Genomic DNA, 17,560 nt, shown 5'->3' with positions numbered 1-17,560 from the left:
CGGATGCAGATTATGCACAGGCTAAAGCACGGCCTACTCCAGGCCGCCGGTTGGCTGTTTTACTTGAGTTTATTGATGGGCATCGCCATGGCGCTGCCTGTGTCCACGTTCGACTCCGAGTCGAAGGACTTCATTTTCCTGATCGGTATCGTCGGTATCTGGCGCTACTCGATGGGTGCCACGCACTTTCTGCGCGGCATGCTGTTTCTGTACGTGGTCTACCCGCACCTGCGGCGCAAAGTGCGCAAGCTGGGTAAAGCGGCGGACCCGTCCCATGTCTTCTTGATGGTCACCAGTTTCCGTATCGACGCCCTGACCACCGCGCAGGTCTACAGCTCGGTGATCCGCGAAGCGATCGACTGCGGCCTGCCGACCACCATGGTCTGCTCCATCGTGGAAATGTCCGATGAGCTGCTGGTGAAGAGCCTGTGGAAGCGGATGAACCCGCCACCGCATGTAAAACTCGACTTCGTGCGCATTCCCGGCACCGGCAAACGCGACGGCCTGGCCTACGGTTTCCGCGCCATCTCCCGTCACTTGCCGGATGACCGCGCCGTGGTGGCCGTGATCGATGGCGACACCGTGCTCGGCGAAGGCGTCGTGCGCAAGACCGTTCCGTGGTTCCAGTTGTTCGGCAACGTTGGCGGCCTGACCACCAACGAATTCTGCGAAGTGCGCGGCGGCTACATCATGAGCGAATGGCACAAGCTGCGTTTCGCCCAGCGTCACATCAACATGTGCTCGATGGCCCTGTCCAAGCGCGTGCTGACCATGACCGGGCGCATGTCGGTGTTCCGCGCCACCGTGGTCACCAACCCGGAATTCATCGCCGACGTGGAAAGCGACTCGCTGCAACACTGGCGCCTGGGTCGCTTCAAGTTCCTGACCGGTGACGACAAGTCGAGCTGGTTCAGCCTGATGCGTCTGGGCTACGACACCTTCTACGTGCCTGATGCCGCGATCAATACCGTCGAGCACCCGCCTGAGAAGAGCTTCATCAAGGCCAGTCGCAAGCTGATGTTCCGCTGGTACGGCAACAACCTGCGGCAGAACTCCCGCGCCCTGGGCCTGGGGATCAAACGCCTCGGTGCGTTCACTTCGGTGGTGCTGTTCGATCAGCGCGTGTCAATGTGGACCTCGCTGCTGGGCCTGACCGTGGCACTGATCGCCAGCTTCAAGTACGGCACCGCGTTCATCCTGGTGTACCTGCTGTGGATCGGCATTACCCGCCTGATCCTGACCCTGTTGCTGTCCTGCTCCGGTCACCGGATCGGCCCGGCTTACCCGGCGATTCTCTATTACAACCAGATCGTCGGTGCGCTGGTGAAGATCTACGTGTTCTTCCGTCTCGACCAACAATCCTGGACTCGACAGCCCACATCCCTGACCCGTGATCTCGCCAGCTTTCAACGTTGGTTCAACACCTGGTCGTCTCGGACCATGACCTTCTCCGCCGGCAGCATTTTTGTCGCCGTGCTGCTGATGATGGTCTGACCGCCCCCTTATTGAATTAACAAGGAAACCGCCCCTATGAATACCGCCGTCAACGCCAACGTAGTGCACGAATCCGAAGCCCAGCGCCAACACGCCCGAGTGAAAATTCCGGCCAAGCTGCGTTTCTTCGGCCCTGACCGTACGCCGGTCGAAGCACGAGTGATCGATCTGTCCGCTGGTGGCCTGGCTTTCAACGCCGGTCAGCTGCCATTGAAGATCGGCGACAAATACAAGGCTCGCCTGCAATTCGTCATCGACAACCTTGGCCTGGCCATGGACGTCGAGTTGCAGGTGCGTTCCTACGATCGCGAGACTGGTCGTACCGGTTGCATGTTCCAGAACCTGGAACCGCAAGACATCTCGACCCTGCGTCACCTGATCACTTCGCACCTGGCCGGCGACATCGTCACCATCGGTGAAGTGCTGGCGACCCTGCAGCGCGACAATTTCACCAAGGCACGCAAGATCAAGGACGGCGGCCACGGCATGAGCGCGTTCGGTCGTATGAAGGCCGTGACCTTCAGCCTGGGGATTTTCGTGGTTGGCCTGGCCGCGTTCGGCTTCATCTTCAAGTCGGTGTACGGCATGTACTTCGTCAGCCACGCTCAGGCCGGTCTGGTCAGCGTGCCCGGCGTGAACATCACCATGCCGCGCGACGGCACCGTGCAGAGCCTGGTGAAATCCGATGGCGTCGCGGCCAAAGGCGCACCGCTGGCGACCTTCAGCACCAGCATGCTCGACGTGCTCAAGGGTCATCTGGAAGACGATCAACTGGCCCCGGCCAAGGTTGAAGAACTGTTCGGCAAGCAAATGACCGGCACCCTGACCTCGCCATGCGATTGCACCGTGGCCCAGCAAATGGTCGCCAACGGTCAGTACGCCAGCAAGGGTGACGTGATCTTCCAACTGGTGCCGCGTAATACCGAAGCCAATGTCGAAGCGCGCTTCTCCTATCGCCAGTTCGGCGACGTGCTGCCAGGTGCCCCGGTGCGCTTCCAGATCGCCGGTGAAGACAAGACCCGCACCGGCAAGATCGTCAGCAGCACCAGCCTGAAAAGCGCCGACCTGTCGTCCGACATCCGCGTACTGATCCAGCCTGACGAAGCACTCGACAGCGCCCTCGCCGGTCGCCCGGTTGAAGTGAGCAGCGACCGTGGCCCGAACCTGAACTGGCTGATCGACAAAGCCATGGCTGCTGGTCTGTAACCGGAGGACATGCCCGTGACGATCATTAGTCTCCTGAGAACGCCGCGATCCCTGTGGGAGCTGGCTTGCCAGCGATTGGATCAACCTGGTTTACCTGATGCACCGCAGCGCCTGAATCGCTGGCAAGCCAGCTCCCACAGGGGGCCTATGGTGTGCTCGCTGGCGCTGGCAGTGTCTCTGGCCGGTTGTGCCGGCCTGCCCGATCAACGCCTGGCCAACGAAGCCCTCAAGCGTGGCGATACCGCTACCGCGGCGGCGAACTATCAGCAACTGGCAGACCTGGGCTACAGCGAAGCCCAGGTTGGCCTGGCCGACATTCAGGTCGACAGCCGTGACCCGGCGCAGATGAAGCAGGCCGAGGCGACTTACCGCGCTGCCGCCAGTGTTTCACCGCGTGCCCAGGCGCGTCTCGGTCGTCTGCTGGTGGCCAAACCGGGGTCCACCGAAGCCGAGCAACATGAAGCCGAAGGCCTGTTGAAGAAAGCCTCGGCCGCCGGCGAAGGCAACACCCTGATCCCGCTGGCGATGCTGTACCTGCAATACCCGCACAGTTTTCCCAACGTGAATGCGCAACAGCAAATCAGCCAATGGCGCGCCGAAGGCAAACCGGAAGCGGGTCTGGCGCAAGTGCTGCTCTATCGCACTCAAGGTACCTACGACCAGCACCTCGACGAAGTTGAAAGCATCTGCAAAGCGGCGCTGAATACCACCGACATCTGCTACGTCGAACTGGCCACGGTCTACCAGAAACAAGGTAAAGCCGAGCAACAAGCCGAGTTGATCAAGCAGATGCAGGCAGCACACAGTCGCGGCACCGTCACCGCTCAGCGGGTAGACAGTGTGGCTCGCGTGCTGGGCGATGCGAGCCTGGGCAAGACCGACGAAAAAACCGCGCAGTCGCTGCTCGAAGACATCGCTCCCGGCTACCCCGCTTCCTGGGTCAGCCTGGCGCAACTGCTCTACGACTTCCCGGAACTCGGCGATGTCGACCAGATGATGAAGTACCTGGACAACGGCCGTGCCGCCGACCAGCCGCGCGCCGAACTGTTGCTGGGCAAGCTCTACTACGAAGGCAAGATGGTTCCGGCCGACGCCAAGGTCGCCGAGGAACACTTCCAGAAAGCCGTCGGCCGCGAAGTCGCCGCCGATTACTACCTCGGCCAGATCTATCGCCGTGGCTACCTGGGCAAGGTCTATCCGCAGAAGGCGCTGGATCACTTGTTGACCGCCGCGCGCAACGGCCAGAACAGCGCCGACTTCGCCATCGCCCAACTGTTTTCCCAAGGCAAAGGCACCAAGCCTGACCCGCTCAATGCGTACGTCTTCAGCCAATTGGCCAAGGCCCAGAACACCCCGCAAGCCACCGAGCTTGCGCAAACACTCGAAGCCCAACTGCCGCCTGCGCAGCTCGCCGAGGCCCAGCGCCTGTTGAAACAAGAACAGGCGACTCGTGGTGCCTTGAGCCAGAACACGCTGCAACTGCACGCCCTGCAAGAAGAAGGCGGTGAGGAATCCCTATGAAGTTGAATCCATTCATGAAGGCCGGTATCGGCCTGACGTTCGCATTGATCTGGTCGTGCCCGACACTGGCCGCGATGACGGAAGAAACCAAGAACTTCGGCCTGGACGTGAAAATCACCGGCCAGTCCGAAGACGACCGTGACCTCGGCACCCAGAGTGGCGGCGACGTCAACGGCGTCGGCCTCGACCTGCGTCCGTGGGTCTACGGCGAAAGCGGCGCGTGGAGCGGTTATGCGATGGGTCAGGCGGTGACGTCCACCGACATCATCGAGACCGACACCCTGCAGCAATCCGGCAGCGACGGCACGCAAAACACTGAAAACGATGACCGCAAAACCAAGAAAAACTACCTGGCGATGCGCGAGTTCTGGGTCGGCTACAGCGGCTTCACGCCCTACCCTGGCGAGATCCTGAAATTCGGTCGTCAGCGTCTGCACAATGATGACGGTCAATGGCGTGATACCAACATCGAAGCCCTGAACTGGACCTTCGACACCACCCTGTTGCGCGCCAATGCCGGTATCGCCGAACGCTTCAGCGAGTACCGCACCGACCTGAAAGAACTGGCACCCGAAGACAAGGATCGCCTGCACGCTTTCGCTGATGCCGAGTACCAATGGACCCCGGGTCACTGGGCCGGTATTCGCGGTCATCACACCCACGATGACGGCAAGCTCGACTACGCCGAACCGGGTGTTCCCGCCGATTCGCTGGACAAGAAACAGAACGGCGACATCAGTTGGCTGGGCCTGCAGGCCAACAGCGACGCCTACAACTGGCGCAACACCAACACGGTCAATTACTGGGGCAGCATCACCGGCATGAGCGGCGACCGCGACACGGTCAACCCTCTGAACGCCGATGGCACTGCGCCCGCACAACCGAAGAGCAGCGGCGATGTCGACGGCTGGGCCACTGACCTCGGTGTGCGTCTGCGCCTCGATCCGCAATGGCAAGTCGGTGCGGCCTACGCCCGCGCCAGCGAGGATTACGAACAGAACGGCCTGGAAAGCAACCGCTCGAACTACACCGGTACCCGCTCGCGCGTGCACCGTTTCGGCGAGGCCTTCCGTGGCGAAATGAACAACATGCAATCGGCCACGCTGTTCGGTTCGTGGATGCTCAACGACGAATACGACGCCAGCCTGATCTACCACAAATTCTGGCGTGTCGACGGCAACAAGCCGGTCGGCAGCAACGGCATCGACGCCGTGCAGAACAACACCGACGACGTCACCGGCGCGATCCTTTCCAGCACGTCCCTGCCTCTGAACGATGGTGAAAAAGACCTCGGCCAGGAAATGGATCTGGTGGTCACCAAGTACTTCAAGCAAGGCCTGTTGCCAGCCGCATTGAGCCAGAAAATCGATGAACCTTCGGCCCTGGTTCGCTTCCGTGGCGGCGTGTTCAAGCCCGGCGATGCCTACGGCAAAGAAGTCGATTCGTACATGCACCGCGCGTTCATCGACGTGGTCTGGCGCTTCTGATGCACATTGCGAAGGGAGTCCCCGACATGAACAGTGCCAAGAAAGGTACTTTGACCTTGCTGGCCGGCGCGATGCTGCTGGCGAGTGCGGCTGCCTTCGCCAATGTGGAGCCGGCGGTGCCTCAACCAGGCAAGCCGGCAACAGTGGCCAAGGAACTGCAACAAGCCAAGACCTACACCGTCAGCAGCGCACCGACCGCGCCGCTGGAACTGGCTACGCCGAAGCTGCCGGACGTTTCCGGCTACACCGCCGAAGCCATCGCCGCAAAAGTCGTGCGCAGCAAGGCTGGCAAAATCAGCGTGCGCCGGATGATGCAGGAAGACGCCCTGAAGGACTTCATCGGCGGCGACAACAAGATGGCCGAATGGGTGGTGCGTCAGCACGGCATCCCGCAGGCGATCTTTGTCGACGACGGCTACATGAACCTCAAGGACCTGGCGAAAAAGCTGCCCAAGCAGTACTTCAACGAAACCTCGCCGGGTGTGTTCCTGGCCAAGCTGCCGATCGTGGTCGGTCGTCACGGCATCCTCGAAATCGACAAGCAGACCGAAGAATTGCGCCTGTCCCAAGAGGCCGGTTCGTTCCTGGTCAACGATGGCCAGCTGTTCGTACGTGATACCAAGATCACTGGCTGGAGCGAGAAAGCAAACGGCCCGGCGGCCTTCAAGTCGCCGAAAGAGTTTCGTCCGTTCCTGCTGTCCTGGGGCGGCACCGAGACCTACATCGCCAACAGCAAGATCGCCAGTTTCGGCTACGCCAACAGTAAGTCCTACGGCGTGAGTATTTCCCAGTACACGCCGAACATGGCCAAGGTGCTCAAGCGTCCTGAACCGACCGGCTGGATCGTCGGTTCCGAATTCTCGGACATGTGGTACGGCTTCTACTGCTACGAAACCCGCGACTTCGTGGTCAAGGGCAACACCTACAAAGACAACATCGTCTACGGCATCGACCCCCACGACCGTTCCCACGGTCTGATCATTGCCGACAACACGGTGTACGGGACCAAGAAGAAGCACGGGATCATTATTTCCCGTGAGGTCAACGACAGCTTCATCTTCAACAACCGCAGCTACGACAACAAACTGTCGGGCCTGGTGATCGACCGTAACAGCGTCAACAACCTGATCGCTCACAACGAGATCTACCAGAACCACACCGACGGCATCACCCTCTACGAGAGTGCTGACAATCTGCTGTGGGGCAACAAGGTGATCAGCAACCGTCGTCACGGCATCCGTATTCGTAACAGCGTGAATATTCGCCTCTACGAAAACGTTGCCATGGCCAACGGCCTGACTGGCGTCTATGGCCACATCAAGGACCTGAGCAACACCGACCGTGACATCAAGCTCGACCCGTTCGACGCCCAGGTCTCGCTGATTGTGGTCGGCGGTGAATTGGCGGCCAACGGCAGCGGCCCGCTGTCCATCGACTCGCCGCTGAGCGTCGAGTTGTATCGCGTGTCCATGCTCGCCCCGACCAAATCCAGTGGCATCAGCTTCTCGGGGATTCTCGGCGAGCGCCAGGATGAAATTCTCGACCTGCTGGTACGCCAGCAGAAAGCCGTGCTGATCGACCCTGTCGAACGCCAGACCGAAATGCGGGACTGAGGATAATTTTATGCACCCACACTTGATCAAATTACTCAGCCTGTCGGCCCTGACCGCTGGCATCCTCGCCGCCAGCACTGGCGCGCGTGCGGATGAAGTCCAGGCGCCCAAGTTCTCTGCCGAACCGTGCTGCAGCCTGTGCCCGGCCGCCCACGACGCGAAGAATTACACCACCCGTTATCAGCAGAACTTCACCACGCTGGTGCAGGCCCAGGGCGACTGGCTGTTCCGTACGCAAGAAGACTTGCGCACCGAATTCGACACCACCCCCGCCGGCTACAAACGCATGAAGCAACTGCACGATGCGTTCAAGAGCAAAGGCGTGGAACTGGTGGTTGTTTACCAGCCAACCCGTGGTCTGGTGAACCGCAACAAGTTGAACCCGGCGGAAAAAGCCAGCTTCGATTTCGACAAGGCACTGAAGAACTACAAGACCATGCTCGGCCGTTTCGCGCAGATGGGTTACGTGGTGCCGGACCTGTCGCCGCTGACCAACGAGTCGCTGCCCGACACCCTGCCCGCCCACGACTTCTACTTCCGTGGCGACCAGCACTGGACGCCATACGGCGCCCAGCGCACGGCAAAAATCGTGGCGGAAAAGGTCAAGCAGATCCCGGCCTTCGCCGACATTCCCAAGCGTGAATTCGAGACCCATAAGTCGGGTCGCATGGGCAAGACCGGAACATTGCACAACATGGCCGGTCAACTCTGTGGCACCAGCTACGCGATCCAGTACATGGATCAATTCACCACCGAGCCGAAAGGCGAAGCAGGCGATGGCGATCTGTTCGGCGATTCCGGCAATCCGGAAATCACCCTGGTCGGCACCAGTCACAGTGGCAAGAACTACAACTTCGCCGGTTTCCTCGAAGAGGCCATCGGCGCCGACATTCTGAACGTGGCATTCCCCGGCGGTGGCCTGGAAGGTTCGATGCTGCAGTACCTGGGCAGCGACGAGTTCCAGAAGAACCCACCGAAGATTCTCATCTGGGAATTCTCGCCGCTCTATCGCCTCGACCAGGAAACCATCTACCGCCAAATGATGGCGCTGCTGGACAACGGTTGCGAAGGCAAGGATGCACAGATGTCCGGCAGCACCACATTGAAACCGGGCAAGAACGAACTGATGGTCAACAGCAAAAACCTGAACCTGCAAAACGCCAGTCACCAGGTCGACATCCGCTTCGCCGATACCTCGGTGAAAACCTTGCAAGCCACCCTCTGGTACATGAACGGGCGCCACGAGGACATCAAGATCGACAAACCGGAAACCTCCGACACTGACGGACGTTTCGCCTTCGAGTTGCGCACGGACGAAGACTGGGCCTCGCAGAATCTGCTGGCCGTCGAAATCCAGGGCCCGGAAAAAACCGACGCCGCGCCACAGAAAGTCGAAGCGAAAATCTGCAAACGCAACGTATTCCCGAGCGCGGAGCAACGTACCGCTTCGACCGGGCAATGAGGTCTGCTATGCGAAATCCGAAACTTGCAACACTGACGCTTTTGAGCCTGGCGATGTTCGCCGGTGCGACCCAGGCCGCGGCGCCATTGCGCCCGCCGCAGGGTTACTTTGCGCCGATCGAGAAAGTCAAAACCGGCGACAAGAGCGAAGGCTGCGATGCCATGCCGACTCCGTACACCGGCTCCCTGCAATTTCGCAGCAAGTACGAAGGTTCGGACAAGGCGCGTTCGACCCTGAACGTGCAGTCGGAAAAAGCCTTCCGTGACAGCACCGCCGACATCACCAAGATCGAGCGCGGCACCAGCAAGCGCGTCATGCAGTTCATGCGTGACGGTCGCCCGGAACAACTGGAATGCACACTCAACTGGCTGACGGCGTGGGCGAAGGCCGATGCATTGATGTCCAAGGACTTCAACCACACCGGCAAGTCGATGCGCAAATGGGCGCTGGGCAGCATGGCGTCCTCGTACATTCGCCTGAAATTCTCCGACTCCCATCCGCTGGCCAACCATCAGCAAGAGTCGCAGCTGATCGAAGCCTGGTTCAGCAAAATGGCCGATCAGGTGGTCAGCGACTGGGACAACTTGCCGCTGGAAAAAACCAACAACCATTCGTACTGGGCCGCCTGGTCGGTGATGGCAACGTCCGTCGCCACCAACCGTCGCGACCTGTTCGATTGGGCCGTGAAGGAATACAAGGTCGGCGCCAATCAGGTCGATGCGGACGGCTATCTGCCGAACGAGCTCAAGCGCCAGCAACGCGCCCTCGCCTATCACAACTACGCCCTGCCGCCGCTGGCGATGATCGCCAGTTTCGCCCAGGTCAACGGTGTGGATTTGCGTCAGGAAAACAACGGCGCGCTGAAGCGCCTGGGTGATCGAGTACTGGCCGGGGTGAAAGACCCGGACGAATTCGAGGAAAAGAACGGCAAGAAACAGGACATGACCGACCTGAAAGTCGACTCGAAATTCGCCTGGCTCGAACCGTTCTGCACCCTCTACACCTGCACGCCGGATGTGCTGGAGAAGAAGCATGACATGCAACCGTTCAAGACCTTCCGCCTCGGCGGCGACCTGACCAAGGTCTACGACCCGGCCAACGAGAAAGGCAAAGGTTCCTAGAACAACACATTCCCCCTGTAGGAGCTGGCTTGCCAGCGATGCGGTGTGTCAGTCGACATCAATGGTGGATGTCAGACCGAATCGCTGGCAAGCCAGCTCCTACAGGGATCGCGGTGGTTTTTGAATGCAATGTCCCCCCCGGTTTTTCGTGGGGGGTTTGGGGGGGCCGTTGGCCCTTGACTGTTGGTTAAACATGGAGAGATCGGGATGGTATTTTCATCCAACGTGTTCCTGTTTCTGTTCTTGCCGATCTTTCTCGGCTTGTACTACTTGAGCGGGCAACGCTATCGCAACTTGCTGCTGCTGATCGCCAGCTACGTGTTCTACGCCTGGTGGCGTGTGGACTTCCTCGCACTGTTCGCGGCCGTCACGCTGTGGAACTACTGGATCGGCCTCAAAGTCGGCGCTGCCGGCGTGCGGACCAAACCAGCCCAGCGCTGGCTGCTGCTCGGCGTGGCCGTCGACCTGTGCATTCTCGGCTACTTCAAGTACGCCAACTTCGGCGTCGACAGCATCAACGCAATGATGACGTCGGTCGGCCTTGAGCCGTTCATCCTGACCCACGTGCTGTTGCCGATTGGTATCTCGTTTTACATTTTCGAGTCCATCAGCTACATCATCGACGTCTACCGTGGCGATACTCCGGCGACCCGCAACCTGATCGACTTCGCGGCGTTCGTGGCGATTTTCCCGCACTTGATTGCCGGCCCGGTGTTGCGTTTCCGCGACCTCGCCGACCAGTTCAACAACCGCACCCACACCCTCGACAAATTCTCCGAGGGCTGCACGCGGTTCATGCAGGGTTTCATCAAAAAGGTCTTCATCGCTGACACCCTCGCGGTGGTGGCCGACCATTGCTTCGCCCTGCAGAACCCGACCACGGGCGATGCCTGGCTGGGCGCACTGGCCTACACCGCGCAGCTGTACTTCGACTTCTCCGGCTACAGCGACATGGCCATCGGCCTGGGCTTGATGATGGGTTTCCGCTTCATGGAAAACTTCAAGCAGCCGTACATCAGCCAGTCGATCACCGAGTTCTGGCGCCGCTGGCACATCAGCCTGTCGACCTGGCTGCGTGACTATCTGTACATCACCCTCGGCGGTAACCGCAAAGGCACGCTGATGACCTATCGCAACCTGTTCCTGACCATGCTGCTCGGTGGTCTGTGGCACGGCGCGAACATCACCTACATCGTCTGGGGTGCGTGGCACGGCATGTGGCTGGCGATTGAAAAGGCCCTGGGCCTGAACACTTCGCCGCGCAGCATCAACCCGATTCGCTGGGCACTGACCTTCTTGCTGGTGGTGATGGGCTGGGTGATCTTCCGTGCGGAAAACCTGCACGTTGCCGGTCGCATGTACGGCGCGATGTTCAGCTTCGGTGAATGGTCGCTGTCGGAACTCAATCAGGCCAGCCTCACCGGTCTGCAAATCGCTACGTTGGTGGTGGCCTACGTGACCCTGGCGTTCTTCGGCCTGCGCGACTTCTACACCAATCAGCCGCCAGAGAAGACCAAGCCTGCCGTGAACGTCGACAGCGACGGCCCGGCCGCCAGCGAACCAGGCCTGATCAAAGCCGCGCCTGGGGATAACCCGGCGAGCATCCATCAGCCCGGCTACACCGTCGGCGTTGAAGCCCAGGTGCAACCGGCTTACTGGACCGCTGACTGGTCGCGCTATGCAATGCGTGCGCTGGTGCTGCTGCTGTTCATCGCCTCGATTCTCAAACTCTCGGCGCAAAGCTTCTCGCCGTTCCTTTACTTCCAGTTCTGAGGGATCTGACCATGACCCGCTCATTACGCATCTTCTACATCGCCCTGTTCCTGGTGACCCTGCTGGCCTTGGGCCTGTGGTCGGTTCGCAGCTTCCTCGGCTTCAGCACCAACGCTGATGCGACGGTGCTGAACGGTCGCTGGACCAAGGCTGTGGAGACGCATTACGACGAAGAGTTTCCGATCAAGCGCCTGGGCACCAATCTCTGGGCGGCGCTGGACTTCAAACTGTTCAACGAAGGTCGTCCGGGCGTCGTGCTCGGTCGCGACCAGTGGCTGTACAGCGATGAAGAATTCCACCCGATCGTCAACGAAGAGCTGAACCTGCAAGGCAACTACGCGCTCGTTGAAGGCGTGCGCCAGACCCTGAAAGAGAAAGGCGTGCAACTGGTGATGGCGGTGGTTCCGGCCAAGGTACGCCTGTACCCGGAACACCTCGGCGAGGTAAAACCGGCCAGCATCCACGCCAACCTCTATCAGGATTTCCACAAGCGCCTGGCGGCCGACCGCATCCCTGCGCCTGATTTGCTCGGCCCACTGCAAGCCGCCAAGAACAACGGCCAGCAAGTGTTCCTGCGCACCGACACCCACTGGACCCCGGAAGGTGCCGAGATTGCTGCCAACCGCCTGGCCAAGACCATTGCCGACAAATTCCCGCTGAGCGGCGACCCGCAGAACTTCGTCACCGAGCCCGCGGAGAAAGTCACGCACAAGGGCGACCTGCGTCTGTTCCTGCCGCTGGACCCGCTGTTTGAAAACCTGATGCCGGCGCAAGAACCTTTGCAGAAGCGCAACACCATTGCCGCTGAAGACCAGCCAGCCGGTGACGACGCGCTGTTCGCCAACACCGAAGTGCCCGTCGCGCTGATCGGCACCAGCTACAGCGCCAACCCCAACTGGAACTTCGTCGGTGCGCTCAAGCAAGCCCTGCGTAGCGACGTGGTCAATTACGCCGAAGACGGCCACGGCCCGATTCTGCCGATGCTCAGCTACCTGAAAAGTGATGCTTTCAAGAACAGCCCGCCACAGGTGCTGATCTGGGAGTTTCCTGAACGATATCTGCCTGTGAATAACGAAATCGGCGACGCCGACCCGCAGTGGGTCGCAGAGCTTAAACAAGCCGGCGCCCGCCAACAAAACGTAGCTGCAAACACTAAATCCGAGACGCCCGATCGGGCGCAAAACTGAAAGAGAGAGGTACTACCATGACTTTCACGACTACTCCTCGTCGTCTCGCCAAACGCTTTGCACTGGTCGCTGGCCTCAGCGTGCTGTCGGTACAAGCTTTCGCCGGTGGCGATGCCGCGCTGTACGGCCCGACTGCACCAAAAGGCTCGACCTTCGTGCGTATCTATAACGCTGGCAACTCCGAAGTCAGCGCCACCGTTGGCAGCACCAACCTGGCCGACGTCGCGCCGCTGTCCAGCAGTGACTTCAGCTTCATGCCGGGCGGCGACTACAGCGCCAAGGTCGGCAGCCAGACCCTGCCAGTGAAACTGGCCGGTGACCACTATTACACCCTGGTCAACAACGCCAGCGGCGCGCCGCAACTGATCGAAGAGCCGCCGTTCAAGAACAAGCAGAAATCCCTGGTACGCGTGCAGAACCTCAGCGACAAGCCGCTGACCCTGAAAACCGCTGACGGCAAGACCGACGTGGTGCCGAACGTGGCCGCCAAGGGCCGTGGCGAACGTGAAATCAACCCGGTGAAAGTCAGCCTGGCGCTGTACGAGGGCGACAAGAAAGTCGGCGACGTTAAACCAGTCGCCCTGGAACGCGGTGAAGCCGCTGTGCTGTACGTCACCGGCAACGGCAGCAGCCTGTCGCCAGTCTGGGTGAAACGCCCGGTATCGACGCGCTAATCAATTATTCCGGTTGACCCATTTTCCTGTGGGAGCGGGCTTGCCCGCGATGCAGACGACTCGGTGAAACAGATACACCGAGTTGATGCCATCGCTGGCAAGCCAGCTCCCACAGGGACCGAGATGTCAGCCGGGCACGGAACAAAAACAAGAGTGAAACGACACAGCGTTCGTAGCTCTAACCAAACGATTTTCAAGGAGAAACAAAATGATTCCAGTGATCTTGTCCGGTGGTAGTGGCTCACGTCTTTGGCCGCTTTCCCGTAAGCAGTTTCCTAAACAGTTCCTGGCCCTGACCGGCGAACACACCCTGTTCCAGCAAACCCTGGAACGCCTGGTGTTCGAAGGCATGGACACGCCGATCGTGGTCTGCAACAAGGACCACCGCTTCATCGTCAACGAGCAACTGGCCGCGCGCAAACTGGAAACCCAACGCATCCTGATGGAACCGTTTGGCCGTAACACCGCACCGGCCGTGGCCCTGACCGCGATGATGCTGGTCAATGAAGGTCGCGACGAGTTGATGCTGGTACTACCAGCCGACCACGTACTGGAAGACCAGAAAGCCCTGCAACGTGCCCTGGCCCTGGCCACCGTCGCCGCCGAAAACGGCGAAATGGTGCTGTTCGGCGTACCGGCCACCAAACCGGAAACCGGTTATGGCTACATCAAGTCGACCAACGACTCGCTGCTGCCCGAAGGCGTCAGCCGTGTCTCGCACTTTGTGGAAAAACCGGACGTCAAACGCGCCACCGAGTATGTCCAGTCCGGCGGTTACTTCTGGAACAGCGGGATGTTCCTGTTCCGCGCCAGCCGCTTCCTGGAAGAGCTGAAAAAACACGATCCGGACATCTACGACACCTGCCTGCTGACCCTGGAACGCAGCCAGCAAGATGCTGACAGCATCACCTTTGACGAAGCTACCTTCGCCTGCTGCCCGGACAACTCCATCGACTACTCGGTGATGGAAAAAACCCAGCGCGCCTGCGTGGTTCCGCTGACCGCTGGCTGGAGCGATGTCGGTTGCTGGTCGTCGTTGTGGGAAGTGAATGAAAAAGACGTCAATGGCAACGTCACCAAAGGCGACGTAGTCATCCAGGACAGCCGCAACTGCATGATCCACGGCAACGGCAAACTGGTGTCGGTGATCGGCCTGGAAAACATCGTCGTGGTGGAAACCAAGGACGCCATGATGATCGCCCACAAGGACAAGGTCCAAGGCGTGAAACAGATGGTCAACACCCTCAACGAACAGGGCCGCAGCGAAACCCAGAACCACTGCGAGGTCTATCGTCCGTGGGGCTCGTATGACTCGGTGGACATGGGCGGGCGCTTCCAGGTCAAGCACATCTCGGTCAAGCCGGGCGCGTGCCTGTCGCTGCAAATGCACCACCACCGTGCCGAGCACTGGATCGTCGTCAGCGGTACGGCTGAAGTGACCTGCGATGAGAATGTGTTCCTGCTGACTGAAAACCAGTCGACCTACATTCCGATTGCTTCGGTGCATCGCCTGCGCAACCCGGGCAAGATCCCACTGGAAATCATCGAAGTGCAGTCGGGTAGCTATCTGGGCGAAGACGATATCGAGCGCTTTGAAGATATCTACGGTCGTTCGACCCCGATCGAGCGCGGCGTGTCGGTGAAAACCATCGCGCAGTAAGCGATCGCTGTCACTAAAAGCCCCCGTCCAGTCCGCTGCGTTCCCTATCCGCAGCGGACTGGGCGGGGGCTTTTTTTGTCCGGGTTTTGTGTTGCCCGCGCTGAACCTCATCGCGAGCAGGCTCGCTCCTACAGTTGACCGGGTTTTTCCTGGAGAAACGCAATCGAAAGTAGGAGTGAGCCTGCTCGCGATGAGGCCGGCACATTCACCGCTTAATCTCGCCCATCGCCAACCTGCCCTGCGCTTAGGTAGGATGCTCTTCTCTGCCCCCGAGGTTTACGCGTCATGTTCATCGGCGTCCTGCTGGTCATCACCTGGCTGATCCTGCTCCTGCGCTATCCGGCCAAGGCCCTGCCCGTGTCCATGGCCGCCGCCGTAGGGCTGGGCATCGTCGCCACGTGGGTAATCTGGCTGGACCACCGCGAACTCAAGCAACTGCAACGCCTGGAGTTGCGCATCAGCTACGCGCCGCAACACTGCCCTGCCGATCGGCCGCTGCAATTGACCATGAACAACGGCAACGACGTGCCGCTGACTGAGCTGCGCTGGCGTGTCGCGGCTTATGCGCCGGGCGACACGGTCAACCTCGCCGACAATCAATACACCGCCCCGCGCTATCGCGGCCCCGGCGAATTGCAGGCCGGAGGCAACTGGGAAGACTGTCTCCCCATGCCGCCGCTACGCCCCGGATACCGCCCGGAAACCCTGGAGTTTCGCGCCGAGCGTTTGCAGGGTAGTTTCTCCGACTGATCATCCCCCACTCATTTGCACAAGGACCGCGCCATGCCCGTAGCGTTGATTACCGGTTGTTCCAGCGGCATCGGCCGCGCCCTCGCCGATGTATTCAAATCTGCCGGCTATACCGTCTGGGCCAGTGCCCGCAAGGCTGAAGACGTGGCAGTCCTCACTGCTGCCGGTTTCACCGCTGTGCAGCTGGACGTCAATGATGGCCAGGCATTGGAAGCATTGAGCGAGCAAATCAACCAGCAACACGGCGGCCTCGATGTACTGATCAACAACGCCGGATATGGCGCCATGGGGCCGCTGCTCGATGGCGGTGTTCCGGCCATGCAACGTCAGTTCGAAACCAATGTGTTCGCCATCGTTGGCGTGACTCGCGCGATGTTTCCGGTGCTGCGCCGAACCAAAGGGCTGGTGGTCAACATCGGCAGTGTATCCGGTGTGTTGGTCACGCCGTTCGCCGGTGCTTACTGCGCCTCGAAAGCCGCTGTGCATGCCTTGAGCGATGCCTTGCGCATGGAACTGGCGCCATTTGGCGTGCGAGTGATGGAGGTTCAGCCGGGGGCCATCGCGTCCAGTTTCGCCAAGAATGCCGGACACGAAGCCGAGCAGTTGATCAGCGAGCAATCGCCGTGGTTTCCGCTGCGCGAAGGCATTCGTGCACGAGCGAAGGCGTCCCAGGATAATCCGACGCCGGCCAGTGAGTTTGCCGCCGGATTACTCAAGGCGGTGCAACAGAGCAAGCAGCCACGGCTGATCCGCCTGGGCAATGGCAGCCGCGCGTTGCCGTTGCTTGCCGGATTGTTGCCCAAGGGGTTGCTGGAATCGGGATTGATGAAGCGGTTCGGGTTGCGTGGGCAACTCTGAGACCGAGTGGACGCCTTCGCGGGCAAGCCCGCTCCCACATTTGAAATGCGATCCCCTGTGGAAGTGGGCTTGCCCGCGAAGGCGCCAGAACAGACTCCACAGAACTCAAGGAATCAAACATGACCGACTACACCGAATACTTCGACGAAGTGATCCAGACCCACGTTGCCATCGAACAATGGCTGGCCGAGGAACGCGACGCGGCTGAACTCGAACAACTGCTGACGCGTTTCTCCCCACAGTTTTCCATGGTCTCGCCCTTGGGCCGAGTGCTGGATTTTGCGGCGCTGAGCGAACTGTTCCTGCTGGCGGGCGGCAAGAAGCTTGGCTTTCGCATCGAGCTCAGCGAGTTGCGTGGCATTGCGCTGTACGACGGTGGCGCAGTCGTGAGTTATCGCGAGCAGCAGACCGACGCCACCGGACTGCATTCGGATCGGCGCTCGAGCGTGGTGTTCGAGAAAGTGGATGGAAAGATCCTGTGGCGGTATTTACAGGAGACCTTTTGCTGACAACAACGCCGCTCAACTGTAAGAGCGAGCCTACTCCGGGCGGCGTTCCGGCGATGGACATCAACGATAACGCGGGCATTCAGACAAGCCCGGGGCGCTCTCCAGTTTTTCGCGAGCCCGCTTGTATGTTTAGACTTGAAGGGGTGGGCGGGACTAAAAGCTCGATTCCGACTCTAGCCAGTACGGACCGTGGGAGACTTCTCGTCCCGCCCTTTCTACCCGAAGCGCCGATAAGGAATTCATCG

Annotated in this window: 14 protein-coding genes; all 14 read left to right on the top strand. The window is 60.1% G+C overall.

The features are described from left to right. Positions 1–12 precede the first annotated feature (12 nt). The 14 genes from alg8 (at position 13) to KGB21_RS11260 (ending at position 17,315) form a co-directional block, all read left to right on the top strand. Complete coding sequence (gene alg8, locus KGB21_RS11325) at positions 13–1,494, top strand: mannuronan synthase (RefSeq protein WP_130907928.1); 1,482 nt, start codon at positions 13–15, stop codon at positions 1,492–1,494. Between the two features lie 36 nt (positions 1,495–1,530). Next, complete coding sequence (locus KGB21_RS11320; RefSeq protein WP_223505162.1) at positions 1,531–2,700, top strand: alginate biosynthesis protein Alg44; 1,170 nt, start codon at positions 1,531–1,533, stop codon at positions 2,698–2,700. A gap of 9 nt (positions 2,701–2,709) precedes the next feature. Then, positions 2,710–4,221 carry an alginate biosynthesis TPR repeat lipoprotein AlgK gene (algK, locus tag KGB21_RS11315; RefSeq protein ID WP_317846723.1) on the top strand — a complete coding sequence of 504 codons (1,512 nt, stop codon included), beginning with the start codon at positions 2,710–2,712 and terminating at the stop codon, positions 4,219–4,221. Beyond that, a complete protein-coding gene (locus KGB21_RS11310; RefSeq protein ID WP_034148959.1) occupies positions 4,218–5,708 on the top strand; it encodes an alginate export family protein in 1,491 nt (496 codons plus the stop codon). The genes algK and KGB21_RS11310 overlap by 4 nt, the downstream gene beginning before the upstream one ends. A gap of 26 nt (positions 5,709–5,734) precedes the next feature. Next, entirely contained in the window at positions 5,735–7,321 is a 1,587-nt protein-coding gene (algG, locus tag KGB21_RS11305) for a mannuronan 5-epimerase AlgG (RefSeq protein WP_034148958.1), read from the top strand. 10 nt (positions 7,322–7,331) lie between these two features. Then, positions 7,332–8,783 (top strand): alginate O-acetyltransferase, encoded by a 1,452-nt coding sequence (locus KGB21_RS11300; RefSeq protein ID WP_223505160.1) that lies wholly within the window; start codon positions 7,332–7,334, stop codon positions 8,781–8,783. Between the two features lie 8 nt (positions 8,784–8,791). Then, a complete protein-coding gene (locus tag KGB21_RS11295; RefSeq protein ID WP_223505159.1) occupies positions 8,792–9,904 on the top strand; it encodes a mannuronate-specific alginate lyase in 1,113 nt (370 codons plus the stop codon). A gap of 207 nt (positions 9,905–10,111) precedes the next feature. Continuing rightward, positions 10,112–11,677, top strand: coding sequence for an MBOAT family O-acyltransferase (locus KGB21_RS11290; RefSeq protein WP_223505158.1), 1,566 nt, complete (start codon positions 10,112–10,114; stop codon positions 11,675–11,677). Positions 11,678–11,688: 11 nt separating this feature from the next. Continuing rightward, positions 11,689–12,864 carry an alginate O-acetyltransferase gene (locus KGB21_RS11285; RefSeq protein ID WP_034148954.1) on the top strand — a complete coding sequence of 392 codons (1,176 nt, stop codon included), beginning with the start codon at positions 11,689–11,691 and terminating at the stop codon, positions 12,862–12,864. A 17-nt stretch (positions 12,865–12,881) separates the two neighbouring features. Continuing rightward, positions 12,882–13,538 carry an alginate O-acetyltransferase AlgF gene (locus KGB21_RS11280; protein WP_034148953.1) on the top strand — a complete coding sequence of 219 codons (657 nt, stop codon included), beginning with the start codon at positions 12,882–12,884 and terminating at the stop codon, positions 13,536–13,538. 208 nt (positions 13,539–13,746) lie between these two features. After that, positions 13,747–15,198 carry a mannose-1-phosphate guanylyltransferase/mannose-6-phosphate isomerase gene (locus KGB21_RS11275; protein ID WP_034148952.1) on the top strand — a complete coding sequence of 484 codons (1,452 nt, stop codon included), beginning with the start codon at positions 13,747–13,749 and terminating at the stop codon, positions 15,196–15,198. Positions 15,199–15,483: 285 nt separating this feature from the next. Next, entirely contained in the window at positions 15,484–15,948 is a 465-nt protein-coding gene (locus KGB21_RS11270) for a multidrug transporter (protein WP_223505157.1), read from the top strand. Between the two features lie 33 nt (positions 15,949–15,981). Continuing rightward, positions 15,982–16,806 (top strand): SDR family oxidoreductase, encoded by an 825-nt coding sequence (locus tag KGB21_RS11265; RefSeq protein ID WP_223505156.1) that lies wholly within the window; start codon positions 15,982–15,984, stop codon positions 16,804–16,806. Positions 16,807–16,925: 119 nt separating this feature from the next. Continuing rightward, positions 16,926–17,315 (top strand): DUF4440 domain-containing protein, encoded by a 390-nt coding sequence (locus KGB21_RS11260; protein ID WP_223505155.1) that lies wholly within the window; start codon positions 16,926–16,928, stop codon positions 17,313–17,315. Positions 17,316–17,560: the final 245 nt, after the last annotated feature.

Source organism: Pseudomonas sp. GL-RE-29 (assembly GCF_019947275.1).
Classification (GTDB): domain Bacteria; phylum Pseudomonadota; class Gammaproteobacteria; order Pseudomonadales; family Pseudomonadaceae; genus Aquipseudomonas; species Aquipseudomonas fluorescens_A.
This window is presented reverse-complemented; position numbering and strand designations above follow the sequence as displayed.